The organism is Paenibacillus shirakamiensis (assembly GCF_017874255.1).
Classification (GTDB): domain Bacteria; phylum Bacillota; class Bacilli; order Paenibacillales; family Paenibacillaceae; genus Fontibacillus; species Fontibacillus shirakamiensis.
On record NZ_JAGGLD010000008.1, the window covers coordinates 1 to 16,788 of the forward strand.

At 40.9% G+C, this 16,788-nt stretch carries 9 protein-coding genes, 11 tRNA genes and 1 rRNA gene; all 21 read left to right on the forward strand.

Translation table 11 applies throughout. The features are described from left to right. A 5S ribosomal RNA gene (rrf, locus tag J2Z69_RS16750) occupies nucleotides 1-91 on the forward strand; the annotation flags it as partial. A 14-nt stretch (nucleotides 92-105) separates the two neighbouring features. Continuing rightward, nucleotides 106-181 (forward strand) — tRNA-Asn (locus J2Z69_RS16755). Between the two features lie 2 nt (nucleotides 182-183). After that, nucleotides 184-259: transfer RNA gene (locus tag J2Z69_RS16760), tRNA-Thr, on the forward strand. 11 nt (nucleotides 260-270) lie between these two features. Beyond that, nucleotides 271-345: transfer RNA gene (locus J2Z69_RS16765), tRNA-Glu, on the forward strand. A gap of 54 nt (nucleotides 346-399) precedes the next feature. Further along, a tRNA-Val gene (locus tag J2Z69_RS16770) sits at nucleotides 400-475 on the forward strand. Between the two features lie 32 nt (nucleotides 476-507). Further along, nucleotides 508-582, forward strand: a tRNA-Gln gene (locus J2Z69_RS16775). Between the two features lie 5 nt (nucleotides 583-587). Then, nucleotides 588-660: transfer RNA gene (locus J2Z69_RS16780), tRNA-Lys, on the forward strand. Between the two features lie 2,757 nt (nucleotides 661-3,417). Beyond that, a tRNA-Leu gene (locus J2Z69_RS16785) sits at nucleotides 3,418-3,502 on the forward strand. Nucleotides 3,503-3,509: 7 nt separating this feature from the next. Then, a tRNA-Gly gene (locus J2Z69_RS16790) sits at nucleotides 3,510-3,584 on the forward strand. A 3-nt stretch (nucleotides 3,585-3,587) separates the two neighbouring features. Next, nucleotides 3,588-3,664, forward strand: a tRNA-Arg gene (locus J2Z69_RS16795). Between the two features lie 31 nt (nucleotides 3,665-3,695). Continuing rightward, nucleotides 3,696-3,772: transfer RNA gene (locus tag J2Z69_RS16800), tRNA-Pro, on the forward strand. A gap of 11 nt (nucleotides 3,773-3,783) precedes the next feature. Next, nucleotides 3,784-3,857: transfer RNA gene (locus J2Z69_RS16805), tRNA-Gly, on the forward strand. A gap of 394 nt (nucleotides 3,858-4,251) precedes the next feature. Then, a complete protein-coding gene (gene ppc / locus J2Z69_RS16810; protein WP_209865288.1) occupies nucleotides 4,252-7,044 on the forward strand; it encodes a phosphoenolpyruvate carboxylase in 2,793 nt (930 codons plus the stop codon). Nucleotides 7,045-7,312: 268 nt separating this feature from the next. Beyond that, nucleotides 7,313-7,885 carry an RNA polymerase sigma factor SigW gene (gene sigW / locus J2Z69_RS16815; RefSeq protein ID WP_209865627.1) on the forward strand — a complete coding sequence of 191 codons (573 nt, stop codon included), beginning with the start codon at nucleotides 7,313-7,315 and terminating at the stop codon, nucleotides 7,883-7,885. A gap of 122 nt (nucleotides 7,886-8,007) precedes the next feature. After that, nucleotides 8,008-8,625 carry a zf-HC2 domain-containing protein gene (locus tag J2Z69_RS16820; RefSeq protein ID WP_209865292.1) on the forward strand — a complete coding sequence of 206 codons (618 nt, stop codon included), beginning with the start codon at nucleotides 8,008-8,010 and terminating at the stop codon, nucleotides 8,623-8,625. A gap of 208 nt (nucleotides 8,626-8,833) precedes the next feature. Further along, the gene (gene cdaA, locus J2Z69_RS16825; protein WP_209865295.1) at nucleotides 8,834-9,664 is read left to right on the forward strand and encodes a diadenylate cyclase CdaA; all 831 of its coding nucleotides are present in this window, start codon (nucleotides 8,834-8,836) and stop codon (nucleotides 9,662-9,664) included. After that, a complete protein-coding gene (locus J2Z69_RS16830) occupies nucleotides 9,657-11,060 on the forward strand; it encodes a CdaR family protein (RefSeq protein ID WP_209865296.1) in 1,404 nt (467 codons plus the stop codon). The genes cdaA and J2Z69_RS16830 overlap by 8 nt, the downstream gene beginning before the upstream one ends. A gap of 81 nt (nucleotides 11,061-11,141) precedes the next feature. Continuing rightward, nucleotides 11,142-12,482, forward strand: a complete 1,341-nt coding sequence (gene glmM, locus J2Z69_RS16835; protein WP_209865299.1) for a phosphoglucosamine mutase — start codon at nucleotides 11,142-11,144, stop codon at nucleotides 12,480-12,482. 633 nt (nucleotides 12,483-13,115) lie between these two features. Next, nucleotides 13,116-14,948, forward strand: coding sequence for a glutamine--fructose-6-phosphate transaminase (isomerizing) (gene glmS / locus J2Z69_RS16840; RefSeq protein WP_209865302.1), 1,833 nt, complete (start codon nucleotides 13,116-13,118; stop codon nucleotides 14,946-14,948). Nucleotides 14,949-15,155: 207 nt separating this feature from the next. After that, entirely contained in the window at nucleotides 15,156-15,512 is a 357-nt protein-coding gene (locus tag J2Z69_RS16845) for a helix-turn-helix domain-containing protein (RefSeq protein WP_209865305.1), read from the forward strand. A 448-nt stretch (nucleotides 15,513-15,960) separates the two neighbouring features. Continuing rightward, a complete protein-coding gene (locus tag J2Z69_RS16850) occupies nucleotides 15,961-16,779 on the forward strand; it encodes a TnsA endonuclease N-terminal domain-containing protein (protein WP_209865308.1) in 819 nt (272 codons plus the stop codon). Nucleotides 16,780-16,788 lie beyond the last annotated feature (9 nt).

A 16,788-nucleotide genomic window follows, 5' to 3' on the forward strand; every position in this document is an offset into this window, starting at 1 on the left:
ACACGTACCCATCCCGAACACGACCGTTAAGTCCTCCAGCGCCGATGGTACTTGGACCGCAGGGTCCTGGGAGAGTAGGACGCCGCCAAGCGATATTTTTCATATTCCCTGATAGCTCAGTTGGTAGAGCACTCGACTGTTAATCGAGTTGTCACAGGTTCGAGCCCTGTTCGGGGAGCCATTGCTCTCTTAGCTCAGTAGGTAGAGTGCATCCATGGTAAGGATGAGGTCACCGGTTCGATCCCGGTAGAGAGCTCCATTTTCCATTTAGGCCCGTTGGTCAAGGGGTTAAGACACCTCCCTTTCACGGAGGTAACAGGGGTTCGAATCCCCTACGGGTCACCATTATTTTCACAATTATGTGAAAAAGATTTACCCTTTTTTTATTTGTAGACATATGGAGGCTTAGCTCAGCTGGGAGAGCATCTGCCTTACAAGCAGAGGGTCGGGGGTTCGATCCCCTCAGCCTCCACCATTTATCATTATGGGACAAGTCGTCCTAATTAATGGGGATTAGCCAAGCGGTAAGGCAACGGACTTTGACTCCGTCACGCATAGGTTCAAATCCTATATCCCCAGCCATATAAGAGCCATTAGCTCAGTTGGTAGAGCACCTGACTTTTAATCAGGGTGTCGAAGGTTCGAGCCCTTCATGGCTCATCTTAGTATAATTAAGAATTAACTATCTCTTTAGGGATAGTTTTTTTTGTTTTTATAGAACTTCTTTGTAACTGTAACTGTAACTGTAACTGTAATTAAGAAAAGATTGTGATTCTTTTAAATAATAAAGATATTCAACAGGATTATTGATTATTAGGAAATTAACATATAAATGGAATACTTGGTCCGCAGTATAAGTGAGTATGTTGTGGATAGTATCAAATTAGTAAGATAAATTAAATTGATATTCTTTATATTTGATAGGCTGGGTCATAATTTTACAAAGTTATTCAGCGGCTATACACATCAGGGTATAAGTTTATAATAAAAACCTATTTTTTATTAATGATTTTTTTAATTTGGTAGGTTGACTGTGGATAATGGAGGGAGCCCTATTGTTTGTTGTCCTGTTCTATGTAGCAGTGAAGCATCTTTGGGTATAACGAATCGAATAAGAGGCCTACAGCACTCCTGAAGAAGGAATGGCGATATGTTGGATATATTGATAATATGCACCTAACGCTCATTAATTGAGAAAAGACGAGTTGAACTGAACTGCCATGGAATTTTGAAGATTTTCAGATATTATAGGTCGTTTTGTATGTTGCGCTAGCTTAATTAATTCAAGCTCCGAGACAAGATGGCTAGGAAAGCAGCTGTTTATGTAGAAGTCTAATATACTTTACTATGAAGAATGTACTTCAGTGAAATATACAAGTGTGTTGTTGAAATGTTAATAAGCTTGTTGATAATAATTTTTTTAAAAATTAAATTCTACATTGTGTATAACTTTATTTTTTCAATTAAGGCTTCGAAAGTTTTCTAAATGTTTTAATTAGGTTATTGTATTTTGCTAAAGTCTATTTAAAATGGTGATGGGTATTTTTATTGAGTTTTGATTTGTATCAGGATTAAGTACTCTCTGTATTAATCATCGAAAGGTCATTTTTTGATCATCTTTAGATAATAAATTAAGGCTCTCTCTCGGCATAATATAAGCTAAGTGTTGGAATAATGAATTAATAAGTAAATAGCATATTTGCTCAAGATAATGGGTTGATCGACTTCTTAAAGAGTCTTGAATATAGTCCTGATTCGGCTCTAAAAGAAAGAACATGCCTAATATATATTGGATAAAATCATATATAAGTGGGGTTAATTTTGTAGGTATTTTCTTATAACATAGTGATTAGATTGTTATATATTAACAATTTTTTGTATGTAGAGCCGATAGAGAGCAGGCCAAAGCGCATAAAAGATAAATTTGGAGGCATAGAGATCCTTAAGAAGCTCTCTTTTATATTAGATGCCTTCTCCTAGCACGTTGTGATAAAGATTGGTACGTGTCGATATGCAATCCTTGCTTTAATTGTTTAATTTTCTATATGCGTTGCATAAACAGCACGTCATGCCATGCGGTAAGCATTAGGCCGTAGTTCTCGATAAGAGTCTAGCTGTTTGTTGGGTTAACGCCTAAGTATCCATATTGATCTAGGTGATAACCATGGGTATGCCCCGTTGAGTTTAAAGGGTTAATAAATTAGTATTCTACACCATCTCCTTGCGTCATAAAGTACTGTTTATTTGAAACTGAGTTTAGTAAGCCTTCAAGTGCTCCACCAAAATTTCCTTTTCTAAGACCGTAGTCTACCCTTATATTAGCGTCTACGGAATATCACTATTTAAAAGCGGAAGAGCTATGGTTTTTATCATTTAATGAACCTTTCCTTACATAAATTATATTTAGGAAATTAATTATGTTAATTATTTCTTAGCTGATTACATTTGTATGTAAATTTTAATTCTGTCTATGTGATTCATCGGGCTAGTACACAATTCATATCCCATGCTCTAACGCCCTAGGGGCGTATAAGAACATATAAGCAATACTTTTGGAATATCTTCCGTATAGATTCACGTAGAAGCCTAAACAAGCCATGTGAGCGCCTATACTATCTTAAACAACTATGGACCTAAGGAAAGTTCTCCTCAGATAATATAATAGGACAACGAAGGCATGTCATTGCAAAGTTCGTACCTTTTTTTCTTAATTTAATTTGTTTGTTTCTTTGTTTCCTATGAAAAGCCTATCATCGGCAATATTAATTATAATTCTATCCATTTAACTTGAAAATCAAAAAAATATTATGCTTACTAGACAATATATCTAGTTTAAGAGTACTTTCAAAATATAAAATATAAGAATAAAATTAGAATGAAAATAAAATAGAAAAATAGAAGAGTAGAAGAGTAGAAGAGTAGAAAATAATAAAATAATAAAATAATAAAATAATAAAATAATAAAATAATAAAATAATAAAATAATAAAATAATAAAATAATAAAATAATAAAATAATACAAATACATAAAAATAGGGTTGTCGGTTTTAACTAATAGCATATTAGAAAACACCTTAAAATTTTTTTACATTTTAAATTCCTGATTGTTCACTATAGGCCAATCGTCCAATCGTGATAACATAAATGATTTGAATTAGCCTAGATATTTTAATAAATAGAGATCTCTTTCACAAAAAAAGCAGTTAAGCCAAGTAAAAAATAGATAAAATTCTAATTGAAAAACAATAAAAATTTAAGCGAAAAATAAATTTAAAATAATTATATCAAAACGCTTGACTTAAAGTTGGATAGTATGATAAGATATTTCTTGTCGCCAACGAGATAAACGTTAAGCAAAAACACAACGTTAATCAGTTGGGATCTGCTAACCTCATGGATTGATTCCATAGGTAATGTGCGCGTGTGGCGGAATTGGCAGACGCACTAGACTTAGGATCTAGCGCCTCCGGGCGTGGGGGTTCAAGTCCCTTCACGCGCACCATTTTTATGCGGACGTGGCTCAGCGGTAGAGCATCGCCTTGCCAAGGCGAGGGTCGCGGGTTCGATTCCCGTCGTCCGCTCCATTTGCGCCCTTAGCTCAGCTGGATAGAGCGTTTGACTACGAATCAAAAGGCCGGGAGTTCGAATCTCTCAGGGCGCGCCATTTCTGTTAAATGGCGAGAATGTATACATATCGGGACGTAGCTCAGCTTGGTAGAGCACCTGGTTTGGGACCAGGGGGTCGCATGTTCAAATCGTGTCGTCCCGACCATATTTTATAATGCGGGTGTAGTTCAATGGTAGAACTTTAGCCTTCCAAGCTAATAGCGTGGGTTCGATTCCCATCACCCGCTCCATACACAAACTTTACATCATCCTTGAGATGATGTTTTTTTGTATAATATTTTAAGCTAAGAAAAAACCTTTAAAGTAAAGTTTTTTTAAATATGTAATTTACCACTTTGCAGTGTTAGTGTAATATATTAGTTGAACGACTATGGTTTTTTATGCAGTATGCATCAAGAAGTATAAGAGTAAGATGGAAGATATCTTTTTATTATTCCTATGAGGGAGAAAATCCTCTATTACATCAATCTGAATATTCATACGGAATTTTGGATAAAGGTTCTGCTATCTTGAGATTCAAGTCCCCTTTTTTTCACAAAATAAAGTAAGGATTTTAACTAGGGTTTATTGTATGATGTTAAAAAGATCATAATAAGTCGGTACAGAAGGATTGGGAGGAGAAGCATGACTGAATTAGCAACTGTGAGCAAAAGCAATTCGAGCAACCTACTACGGCGTGATATTCGTTTTTTGGGCAATATTCTAGGAGAAGTCCTGGTTCATCAAGGTGGCAATGAACTCTTAGATATTGTCGAAAAGATACGTGAAGCCAGTAAGTCACTGCGGGCTGAATTTTTGCCAGAAATGCATGAGGATTTCAAACAGATTATTAATGCTCTGGAACCAGACATTCGTCATCAGGTTATTCGTGCTTTTGCGATTTATTTCCAGCTTGTGAATATTGCAGAACAGAACCATCGAATTCGCCGCAAACGTGATTATGAGCGGACTGCAGGAGAGAATGTACAGCCTGGATCGATTGAAGAGTCTGTGAAGGACCTTAAAGAACGTGGTTTCTCTTATGATGAAGTTCAAGATATATTGCAAGGACTTTCCTTGGAACTTGTTATGACTGCTCATCCTACGGAAGCAATGCGTCGTGCAATTCTAGATATTCACAAGCGTATTGCGGACGATGTTATGCAACTAGACAATCCTACACTTACTTTCCGTGAAAGAGAACAGCTTCGTGAGAAGTTGCTGAACGAAGTCATTACGCTTTGGCAGACCGATGAACTTAGAGATCGTAAACCTACTGTACTCGATGAAGTACGCAATGGCATGTATTATTTCCACGATACATTATTCCATGTGTTACCAGAAGTTTATCTGGAACTTGAACGGAATTTAACCAAATATTATCCTGAGCATAATTGGCATGTTCCTACGTATTTGCGGTTTGGCTCTTGGATTGGTGGAGACCGAGATGGGAATCCATCCGTTACAGCTGAGGTTACATGGGAGACGCTACTAACGCAGCGCAAACTGGCCATTCGAGAGTACCAAAGAATTATTGCCGATTTGTTCCGTTATCTTAGTTTTAGTACAACCATTGTTGAAGTTACTGAAGAATTGATGAAGTCCATTCAAGAGGACAGTGTACGCGTATTCTTGAACCGTACGCCAGAATGGCGGAACGAGAAGGAACCTTATCGGGTCAAGCTGACATATATGACGGAGAAACTCCATAATATCATTGATGAGTCCAAAAAAGGTACGACCGAGCGTTACAACAACGTAAGCGAGTTCATGGAAGATTTACAGATTATTGATCGCAGTCTGCGCCATCACTATGCGGATTATGTTGCGGACACCCATATTCGAAATATGATTCGCCAAGTGGAACTTTTTGGATTCCATACTGCGAAGCTAGATATTCGTCAACATAGTCAAGAGCATGAGAACGCCATGGCTGAGATTTTGGCACATATGAATATTACGGAGAATTATAGAGACCTTCCTGAACCAGAGAAAGTTATTTTACTGGAGAAAATCCTTAATGATCCACGCCCGCTTACTTCTACTTATCAGGACTACAGTGACAGCACTACAGAGTGCCTTAATGTATACCGTACTGTATTCGCGGCACAGGAGGAATTCGGTACTGGCTGCATCAATAGCTATTTAATAAGTATGACCGAAGCGGCAAGTGATATCATGGAAGTATTGGTCTTTGCAAAAGAAGTAGGTCTGTTCCGCAAAGAAATGGATGGTACCGTGGTATGTACCTTGCAATCCGTACCTTTGTTCGAGACTATCGATGATCTTCATGCAGCACCAGGAATTATGCGGGAGCTGTTCCGTATGCCGGTGTATCGTGAATCTGTAGCAGCTATGCATGATCTCCAAGAAATTATGCTTGGATACTCAGATAGTAACAAAGATGGGGGTATGGTTACAGCGAACTGGGAACTGCGCGTGGCACTCAAAGAAATTACTGCTGCAGCTGATGAGTTCAACATCAAACTGAAGTTCTTCCATGGACGTGGGGGTGCATTAGGCCGCGGGGGTATGCCGCTGAACCGGAGTATTCTCGCTCAGCCGCCACACACAGTCGGTGGGGGGATTAAGATTACGGAGCAGGGTGAAGTAATCTCAGAACGTTATGCACTTAATGGCATAGCATATCGAAGCTTAGAACAAGCTACTTCTGCACTAATCAAACAAGCGGTAGCTGCCCGGACTTCACAGCGCAATGATCTGTATGAAGAGAAATGGGAAGCCATCATTAAGCAGATGTCTGAGACTTCTCTTAAAAAATATCAAGACCTTGTATTCCGTGAGCCGGAATTCATGAAGTTCTTCCGGGAATCTACTCCACTCGTGGAAGTAGGGGAGCTTAATATAGGATCTCGTCCATCTAAGCGTAAAAATAGCAATCGTTTTGAAGATTTGCGTGCGATTCCATGGGTATTTGCCTGGACGCAAAGTCGTTATCTCTTCCCAGCATGGTATGCAGCAGGAACGGGTATTCAGGAATTCTACAATAATGATGAAGAGAAGCTTAAGATCCTCCAGGATATGTACGCAAACTTCCCATTCTTCCGCTCCTTAATGGATACATTGCAATTTGCGGTTGTGAAGGCAGACTTAATCATTGCAAATGAATATGCCAATATGTGTAGTGACGATACGATGAAGGATCGGATTTTTGGACAGATTGAAGAGGAATTTGTGCTTACGAAGGGCCTTATTCTCAAGATAACGGGTGAAAATGAACTACTTGACAATGAGCCAACATTACAAGAGTCCATTCGTCAGCGGAATCCTTATGTAGATCCGCTTAGTTATTTACAGGTACAGCTTTTGGCTGAACTCCGAGAACTTAGAGAGCAAGGCGGAGATGATGCGATTCTGCTTCGTGAAGTGCTTTTGACTATCAATGGAATTGCTGCCGGATTACGTAACACGGGCTGATACCTTGAGATACCGTTTCAACTTATAATCATAGAAATGAAGGAAGCTCCTTTAGAGGAAGCTTCCTTTTTTCATTGTTTGAATAGAGCGGGATGTGGCTAAGTTATAGTCACCGAAGTGCGCTTGCAATTTAAAGAAACATCCATTACGCTTGATGAGAAGCGCCGGGACAGGCCGCAGCGTTAGGTATATAGAGAAAGCGGCAACAGTATTGGATGTTGGCTTGGAACCGGCAGGAGACCGTTTTGGCGGATCTGGGGGAGAAAAGATGATTGACAACTTTGATGCGAGACTTGTAAAGCTAGCTCGTCGAGGGGACGAAGGAGCTTTTGTAGAGATCGTAGAATTATACAAGGACAAAATATATCACTTAGCTTATCGGATGCTGAATAATCGTCACGAAGCTGAGGATATTGTGCAGGAGACTTTTCTAAGGGTACATAAGAACTGGATGAAATATGATGAGAATCAGAAATTCTCTACTTGGATATATCGTATTGCCACCAATCTGTGTATTGATCGTTTGCGTAAAAGGAAGCCCAGTTACTCATTAGATGCGGAACTCGGCGATAAAGATGGATTAGATGGTTATACCTTAATTCCTGGGGATAATCGCACTCCAGAGAGTGAATATTTGATCTCGGAGACACAGATGACGATTCACCAAGCTATAGATACTTTGCCGGCTAAATATAAGTCTGTAATTATGCTTCGTTACTTGCAGGAGTTATCTCTTCAAGAAATTGGTGACGTACTCGATATGCCTGTTACGACTGTAAAGACGCGGGTTCATCGAGGACGGGAGTTTTTACGAAAAAAGCTGGAAAATAAGATGATCTAAAGTTTTTTTGAAACGCAACGGAGTCTGCAGCGTATCTAACTGTAGCTGGTTGTGCTCAGATGAATGAGATATATAAATAAGATTTGTGTGCATATAGATTCTACCGGAAAGGAATGGCTAAAATGGATTGCAAACAAGCCGTCTCTTACATGCATGAATACTTGGATGAAGAGTTGTCTAAAGAGCATGCTCAAGTGCTTAAGCTGCACATGGAAGGTTGCTCCGCCTGTGCACATCATTTTCAAGAGCTGGAGCAGACGGAAATGATGTTATTCCGGGTGGTTAAAAATTCCGTGCCAACCGCCTCGGATGAGTTGGTAGGCCGCATTATGAGGGATATCCCGAACAAGAAAGGGCAGCGTACTTGGTTCACGTGGGTGAAGAGACATCCGGCCCTGACTGCTGTAGCTTTGTTCATGTTTGTTATGTTTTTCAGCACCATGTCCCTATGGAAAGTCGATGATCAGTTAATCGTACGTGGTAACGATCTTAATCAGCTTGTTTTTGAGGGAGATACGGTTATTGTCCCTAGCGGAAAAACGATTGATGGAGATTTAACTGTAGAGAATGGGAAAGCCAAGATCTATGGTGAAGTTCATGGCAATTTAACTGTGATTGATGGTTCAGTATATCAGGCTTCAACGGCTAAGATCTCAGGCAGCGTGAAGAGTATTGATCAAGCGCTGGATTGGGTCTGGTACAAGATAACGAACACCTTTAACGAAGTAGCTTATCAGTGAAGATGAACCCCATCAGGTATACTATGGCGCCGTCCCTTGGGAATTGGGCGCCTTTTCTTTGTTTTATGGACAAATTTAATTGGAATAAGTTACCTTTATAAGCACGGCGCGGTACAAGAAGCTTGCAACTGCCGTGTGATCGTTATAACCTAGAGTTTAGGGACAACATAATATAGATGTTCGTTATAAGGGAAGCCGGGGGTTGCCTATGAATTATTTTGCGGAGTTAACTTGGCAGGAAGCCATTAAAGATACCATTGATATCCTAATTGTCACATATATTATGTACCATTTGATTTTGCTTGTACGGGGAACTCGGGCTGTTCAGCTCCTTAAGGGAATATTAGTACTTGTAGTGATATGGGCTGTAAGTACATGGCTGGACCTATATACGCTAAAATGGCTGATGAATCAGATGTTTACGTTCGGTGTCCTGGCTGTCTTTATTATTTTTCAGCCAGAGCTTAGAAGAGCATTGGAACAGCTGGGCCGCGGTAAATTGTTCGGAAGATCTATGGCGGATGAAGAAGAGTTCACCAGGCAGATCGGTGAGATTATTAAAGCTGTGAATTATTTAGCACGTGGAAAAATAGGCGCATTAATTGTTTTTGAGCGTAATACGGGGCTGAATGAATATAAAGAATCCGGTATTCCAATGCAGTCTCAGATTACATCAGAACTGCTAATTAACATCTTTATACCCAATACACCACTGCATGATGGAGCCATCATTATCGGAGACAACCGGATTGCTGCGGCGGGTTGTTATCTGCCTTTGTCAGAGAATCCATTTATCAGTAAGGAGCTTGGAACAAGGCATCGAGCGGCCATCGGGATAAGTGAGGTGGGTGACGCCATTTCTGTAGTTGTCTCTGAAGAGACTGGACAAATCTCGCTTGCCATTAATGGACAAGTAGTACGAGGAATCAACGAGGAATCCCTGATCTCCAAGTTATATGAAGAACTGCGACCTAATACAAACCAGAAGCAAAAGAAAACCCCTTTCTGGAAGCCTAAAGGGGGCAAAAAACGTGGATAAGTGGCTTAATAACAATAATATCGCCAAGATTATTGCTCTATGTTTCAGTATTATTTTATGGGGCATGGTGCATTTAGATAGTGGTGCAACGAATTCACCTGTGACTTCAAATACAAGTAATAAAATCATCAATGATATCCGAATTCAAGTCTATGGACTCGATGACAAGGAATATGTACTTACAGGACTTGATCCCGCTGTAGTTCGTCTAGAAGTGAAGGGGAAGCGTTCAGAGTTGCCTTCTTTATTAACAGATTACAAAGTTCGTCTAAACTTAGAAAATGTGGGACCTGGCACAACAACGGTACCTTTGACCTATGAACTGCCTTTAGGCGTCGAACTCGTCTCTATGGAGCCCTCTTCGATAAGGGTGACCATTGAGAACAAGGTAACGAAGGATTTCACTCCAACGATTACAACGAAGGGAACGCCGACCAGTGGACTTGAGATTGGTACCCCTGTCCTTACAAAGCAAGAAAGTGTAAGTGTGACTTTACCTGAAAGTGACTTGAATCGTGTAGATAAAATCCAAGGAACTATTGATGTAAGTGGATTAGAAGATGCAGTAAAAGGGAAATCGGTCAAACTTAAAGCTTATGATAAAAAAGGGCGGGAAATCGAAGGGGCTTCGATATCGCCTAATGCTGTCAACGTTGATGTTCCTGTGAATAAGCTATACAAGACGGTTCCGATTGAGCTGAGTGGATCGGGCAGTCTTCCAGAAGGATTTGCTTTAGCAGGCATTACTACAGAAATAGAGGGCGTTGCGATCTATGGGTCTAAAGAAGCGCTTGAGGGTATTCATTCCTATAAAGCGAGTGTTGATCTGAGTAAATTTAAAGGACCAGATACCTCAGTCCTCACCATTGACTTGACTCCACCCGATGGTTTTGAGAAAATCGAGCCGAGCTCTATTCAAGTCGTCGTCAAAGCATCTGCGGTTATAGAGCAGGAAGTGCGTGACGTTCCGGTAACGATTGTGAATACAAATAGCTCTTTGGATACAAAGGTACTCACCCCATCTACTGGGAAGATGACACTGAAGATAAAAGGTTCCACGGATGTGTTGAAGTCGATTCGGGCTGAGGACATCAAAGTTAGTGTTGACGTCTCTAACCTTACAGCAGGCAGGCACACGTTGACTCCTAAGATCACACTGCCCAAATTCGTAACTTTATCTGAATCGGGGAATATGCTGAACGTTGAAGTAGAACTGTTGGACACATCAAAACCTACGACTACCAAGCCAACGACTCCTAAACCTAACGGGGATACTACTGAAAAACCTGGACAGGGAACGAACAATGACACGAAAGAACCAGATTCGGGGGCTACCACGCCTTTGAATCCAGATAAGCAAGGGGATACGGAGACGATTCCAAAAGACGCCGGTTAACCTTGCCCTCACAAAAGACACAAAAATTAGCGGAAAGATATAAAAATAGAAGTGAAACATGGATATGGAGGAGTGAGTATTTTGGGGAAATATTTTGGAACTGATGGTGTACGTGGAGTTGCAAACAAAGAATTAACGGCAGAGCTAGCTTATCGTATTGGTCGTATTGGAGGTTATGTCCTTGCAGGAGAAGTAGAAAAGCCTAAAGTAATTATCGGTATGGATACGCGAATTTCTGGCGTAATGCTGGAATCTGCACTCGTGGCGGGTCTGCTGTCGATTGGTGCGGATGTCATTCGTCTAGGTGTTGTTAGCACACCAGCGGTGGCCTATCTGACTCGAGTGATGAATGCTGATGCAGGAGTAATGATCTCAGCATCACACAACCCCGTTGAAGATAATGGAATTAAATTCTTCGGTAGTGATGGGTTCAAACTCTCTGATGAAACTGAATTACAAATCGAAGATTTGCTAGATAAAGAAGTGGATGAGCTTCCTCGCCCGGTAGGCGACAAACTCGGTAATGTCACGGTAGATAACGAATCTAAGTTTAAATACTTAGATCATTTGAAGACGACAATCTCCAATTCTTTTGAGGGAATGAAAGTCGTGCTAGATTGTGCTAATGGTGCAGCCTATGAACTGGCGCCAAAATTGTTCCGCGATTTAGGAGCTGAGGTCATTACGATTGCTGCTGAACCGACAGGTCTTAACATTAATGCACATTGTGGGTCCACACACCCTGAACGCCTGAAAGAAGAGGTAGTACGTCTTGGGGCCGATTTGGGCCTTGCTTTTGACGGAGATGCAGACCGCCTGATTGCCATTGATGAAAATGGACAGGAAGTCGATGGAGATCACATTTTGTGTATTTGTGGTGAGGCGATGAATCGTGCAGGCAAATTGAATGATAGCACGATTGTAACAACTGTGATGAGCAATTTTGGTTTTTACAAAGCTACAGAGAAGCTCGCATTGAGTACGGCTAAGACTGCTGTAGGGGATCGTTATGTAATGGCAGAAATGAGACGTGGCGGCTACAATCTGGGCGGAGAACAGTCTGGACACGTTATTTTCCTAGACTATAATACAACCGGGGACGGCATTCTTACAGGCATCCAGCTCGTAGATACGCTGAAGCAAGCGGGTAAACCTCTCAGTGAACTTAAGAACTTGATGAAGCAATATCCTCAGGTGCTGGTTAATGTTCGTGTTCAGGATAAGACCAAATACGATGGTAATCAGGCGATTGAAGAGATTATTACAATTGTAGAGAAGCAATTAGGGGATAATGGCCGTGTGTTGGTGCGTCCTTCCGGTACGGAATCTCTGATTCGTGTTATGGCTGAAGGGCCAGATAAGGATGAATTAGAACAGTTTGTCTCCCAGATTACGCAAGTGGTAGAGCGGGAACTCGTATAATTCTACTATAGGTCCTAGCAATCATAATTAATTATTTAGGCATAGGCCACTGGCATGGGTTAATTCCATCCAGTGGTTTTTTTATAGTTCGCGATGTAGCTGTAAAGTCACATTTTAATGAAAAGGGCGGGTGTAGGATTGCAAATTGACAGACCTGTGCATATAATAACAATATTCATAGATAGAGAGCGAGGATCGTAAGGTTATAGAATAACAAGCGCCAGAGCTTAAGTTTTGCGCGGGACGAAGGGCGTCTTTTACCGGAGACGTGCTTCACGGCAAAGTAAGCTGACGAGGTGGAGGTGTTCGAAATGTTCGGCGGGGGCCTCCCGGTGATTGCATCAACCGTAATTCGGATAAGCAAAAAGGATGGGCGACCATGCTTACAAACTTCCCGATCGATGCCACAGTAACAAAATATCGATGAAGGTACGAGAGCAAAAAAGCGGCTTGTCCGCAGTAGTGGAGACGTCTGTCCATTCATGAAAATGTGCCTAATCGTATTCAAAAATTATCATATATAGATCTTGCACAATTGAATAATACAACCATCTTTCGCTACTGCGCGATTCTTCCGCTTCTCTCGTCTTCATTCCTACTAGAGTGAAACGATGAAACGGAGGATATTTAATTATGTGTGGTATTGTCGGATATATTGGTAAAAGAGATACACAGTCGGTATTGATCGAGGGTCTGAAGAAGCTAGAGTATCGAGGATACGATTCTGCAGGAATTGCTGTATTTACGCCAGAGGGTCTCCAAATTACGAAGTCCATCGGAAGACTGGTGAACTTGGAGAACAAGTTGGAAGGAGCACCTTTGGTGGGTTCGGCAGGGATAGGTCATACTCGCTGGGCTACGCACGGTAAACCATCAGACGTGAACTCTCATCCTCATACGGATCACACGCAGAAGTTCTCGGTCGTGCATAACGGCATTGTAGAGAACTATCTGGACCTAAAGGAAGAACTGATGGATCAAGGTCATGTATTTGTCTCGGAGACGGATACCGAAGTCATTTCCCATCTAGTAGCTCGTGAGTATGATGGCGATATTGTCAAAGCTGTACAGAAAGCAATTGGCTTCATGCGCGGTGCTTTCGCTTTAGGTGTACTCACAGAGTATGAGCCTTCTAAGTTAGTAGCTGTGCGTCAAGCGAGTCCGCTTATTATCGGGATTGGTGAAGGGGAGAACTTTATTGGTTCGGATATTCCAGCCATTTTGGAGTATACACGCAATGTGTACATTTTAAATGATGGTGAGATGGCTGTGCTGACGGAAGATGCTGTCGAACTGATGACCATTGAGGGGAATTTTATTTCTCGGGAAATGATTCATGTCGATTGGGATGCAGTTACAGCAGAAAAAGGCGGATTCGATCACTTCATGTTGAAGGAGATTCATGAACAGCCTAAGGCATACAGAGATACCATCCGTGGACGTGTACATGACAATGGGCGACAAATTGATCTAAAAGAATTAAACATTACACCTGTACAAATTCAGAACATTCGCAATGTTCATATTGTAGCTTGTGGTACGGCTTATCATGCAGGACTCGTTGGGGCAAAAGTGATTGAGCAACTGGTACGCATCCCTGTAGCAAGTGATGTGGCGTCAGAGTATCGATATAGCTCACCGTTAATTACACCAGATACACTAGTCATCGTAGTGAGTCAGTCCGGCGAGACCGCAGATACTCTAGCGGCACTTCGAGAAGCGAAAGCGAAGGGTGCTCATGTCTTGGCGATTACGAATGTAGTAGGAAGCTCTATTGCCCGGGACGCGGATGATGTGCTTGTCACCTTAGCTGGACCTGAGATTGCTGTGGCTTCAACTAAAGCTTACTCATCTCAATTGATTGCATTTTATCTACTTGGAATGTACCTAGCTCAAGTGCGTGCTACACAGACCGAAGACGACATTGCTCAGATGATCATGGCATTGAACGCTTTACCTGAGCAAGTAGAGAGTATGCTTGAGAATTCCGATGCTATGAAAGCATACGCTGAACAAATCTCACATCATGAGCATTTATTCTTCATCGGCCGCGGACTAGATTATGCGGTAGCGCAAGAAGGCTCATTGAAGCTTAAAGAGATCTCTTACATTCACTCGGAAGCTTATGCAGCAGGGGAACTGAAGCATGGAACACTCGCTTTGATCGAGGAGGGTATTCCCGTCATTGCTCTGGTTACACAAGAGGCGGTTCTTGAAAAAACCGTAAGTAACATCAAGGAAGTCAAAGCGCGGGGCGCTGACGTTATGGCTATCTCTCATGAAGAGCATATCGCTGGGCTACTGAAGTCTGTGGACCAAGCTTTTGCTATACCGAAGACGCTACCGCTATTCACACCAGCGCTGTCCGTAGTTCCTTTGCAACTCCTCTCTTACTATGCTTCGCTAGCACGCGGCAATGATGTGGATAAACCACGGAACTTGGCGAAGAGTGTGACGGTGGAGTAGGGGGTAATATGATTTTAATTGTGACTGTCCGCAAATAATAATGTTTTAGACTGTGATAATAAAGTTGTAGACTGGAATAATAAAGTACTAGACTGACTCTACTCGGGCAATTCATCCAACTAGAACTTCAAGACTACATCATGCATCTGAACCCCGAAATTATGGTTTTCATAATTTCGGGGTTCTTTGTATTTAGGAGGACCATAGATGAAATTAGGTGAAAAAATTAGGTATATTCGTAAAAGCAATCAAATGAATCAAAAGGAATTCGCTGACAGTATAGCCGTTTCACAAGGCACGCTAAGCGATATTGAGCGTGGAAATGGTTATCCCTCTTGTGAGACTATTATTGCTCTTAAAATGGCCTTTAAATGCGATTTGAATTGGCTAATAGATGAAGAGTCGGATTCTGAATCCAATATTCAATTGTTTGGCGTAAATGTCTCTGTGCAAGAGAATGCATTAATTCAGTTACTTCGTTCTTTGCCCGACATGGAAAAAGATGAATTTCTTCAAATAGCTAAAATAAAAGCGAAAAAGAATAATATCGGATATCCGAATTAATTATCTTATATAAAGAATAAAATATCCGAAAAGGTTAATAATGGTTATCAAATTTATTAAGAGGTGATCCATATGACTATTTCGGAGTTTACTAGATTTGCAGTAGTAACTGAGCACGGAATAATGTACCAAGCAACTCACTATTCTTGCACTCAAGCTATTCAGGAACAATGGTTTTCAAAGGCAGTACATCATGGTGGTTGGTCAGTTCAAGTATGCCTTAGAACAATGGACAAGTCTCGTATCTATATTTTCTATAATGAGGAATTCATAGTTTGTAATAGAGTCCAACATCAGATTATACCAGAAGACAAAAAGTATCTGTATTTTTTGGAGCTAGAACGATTGAAGAAGTTAAAGCGGAATCAGCGGAAATATTGTGCTAACCATCGAAGATTAAAGAAATTAAAGAGCCATTATCTCCTGTAAAAAGAAAAGTGGTGTAACTATGGCAAAAAGAAATCGTGATATAACCATAAAGAAAATTCAAAAATGGATAAAAGAAGGAAGAGGCCAAGGTGAAGGATCTCATTATAAGCCTTGGCTTACAATTCAAGATGTCCCCTCTGAAGGTCTTGCCACTCGTATTAAAGGATGGACAAGCAATCGTTACCATCACTTAATGTCGAATCTTGAACGCGATTACTTTTATCTTTTGGACTTTTCTGATTCCGTGACTGATATTCGAGAACAATATCCGTTACTCCCTCTTGATGATACATTAATCATCGCTGAAAAACTGGGGGTAAAGCATCCTACTGATCCCAAAACTGGCGAACCGATTGTTATGACTACTGATTTTTTTATTTCGATCAATAATTTAAATATAGCAAGATGTATCAAACCCGAAGGTGGATTAGAGAATGATAGAGTTATAGAAAAGCTTGAAATTGAACGGCGTTTCTGGAAGGAAAGAAACATCGATTGGGCAATTGTGACTGAGAACGAAATTCCCGAAATTATAGTACGCAATATCTCTTGGTTTCATCGAGAGTATGACAACGAGGACGTCTTTAATTTGGGATATACTCTTACAGGGAATTTGGAACAGCTAATGTTGAAGTATTTGCAAAGTGAGGAGCCTATCAATCAAGCTGCGGCTTTATGTGATAACTCTATGGGACTAGAACCAGGAACAGCCCTTGCTTTTTTTAGATATATGCTTGCTCGTAAATACTGGCTAGTTGATATGACAGAACTCATAAGTCCTCATTTTCCAATTAAAAGTTTACAAATTGTTTCTACTATGCAACGTTCTCTAGCTTAAGGAAGGGGC

What these genes read in the sequence shown, in the direction of transcription:
- J2Z69_RS16845 (WP_209865305.1), top strand. Translation starts at nt 15,156, where the DNA reads ATGAAATTAGGTGAAAAAATTAGGTATATTCGTAAAAGCAATCAAATG.
- cdaA (WP_209865295.1), top strand. Translation starts at nt 8,834, where the DNA reads ATGAATTATTTTGCGGAGTTAACTTGGCAGGAAGCCATTAAAGATACC.
- sigW (WP_209865627.1), top strand. Translation starts at nt 7,313, where the DNA reads ATGATTGACAACTTTGATGCGAGACTTGTAAAGCTAGCTCGTCGAGGG.
- J2Z69_RS16820 (WP_209865292.1), top strand. Translation starts at nt 8,008, where the DNA reads ATGGATTGCAAACAAGCCGTCTCTTACATGCATGAATACTTGGATGAA.
- ppc (WP_209865288.1), top strand. Translation starts at nt 4,252, where the DNA reads ATGACTGAATTAGCAACTGTGAGCAAAAGCAATTCGAGCAACCTACTA.
- glmS (WP_209865302.1), top strand. Translation starts at nt 13,116, where the DNA reads ATGTGTGGTATTGTCGGATATATTGGTAAAAGAGATACACAGTCGGTA.
- J2Z69_RS16850 (WP_209865308.1), top strand. Translation starts at nt 15,961, where the DNA reads ATGGCAAAAAGAAATCGTGATATAACCATAAAGAAAATTCAAAAATGG.